The following is a 766-nucleotide window of genomic DNA, read 5'->3' on the forward strand; positions in this document are numbered from 1 at the left end:
TTGATATGTTTTCCGGAATAAAAATGTTTTTCTCTGGCAGGCTTAGCCTATTGTCCTGCTTAGGCTTGATGAGTTTATCCAGAAGGTTCTGATCCAGTTCTTGAATGTTATAGGGTGCGTCGTACCAGTCAGTAAACCGTTTTCCAACAACTGCTTTAGCGCTAACCGCAACAAACATATTCTTGGGATTAAGATGGCTTAAGTATGTTTTGTATAACTCGTGATCGAACTGCTTGAGCGAGTAGGGCTTGATAAGAATATCTTCTGCTGAAGTAAACTGGAGCGCCCTTGATAGCTTGCTCGTGAAATGAATGGGTTCACTTTTCTCTTGATAGTTAAAAGCAATATCTAACATGGTTTTTTGTTCGTCAAAGTAAAGCTTTTNCAGGCCTTCTTTACGTAGAAGGTCAATATAACTATGAATGGTCTCTAGAATTCGTTCCTGGTTGTCAAAGCCAAACTGAGTCAAGCTCATGCGGATAACAAACAGTTCTTTGACTCTAGTATCAAACTCTGCACCGGCCGATAGTGAGTCGACTAGGTTTTCATTTTTTAATGCCGACAATAGGCTGCCTTTACCCTCATGGCCAATCAGGTTTGATAGGTAGGATACAGGCTTTGAGTCTTGGTGAAGGCTTGATGATGGTATGGGGAATGCGAGCATCATTGATCGCTTGTCCATTATCGATTGCGCTTCAACTTTTACAGGTAGGAAATCTTCTGCGAAGAAATCTTGCGATATGTCGGTAAACTCGACGTTGCTGTT

General features: G+C 41.4%; 1 protein-coding gene. It reads right to left on the reverse strand.

The genetic code is table 11. The features are described 5' to 3' along the window. Positions 1 to 766 (reverse strand): insulinase family protein (locus tag A3735_RS00435; RefSeq protein WP_197485548.1); only part of this gene is annotated, 766 nt, incomplete at both ends.

This window comes from Oleiphilus sp. HI0061 (assembly GCF_001635675.1).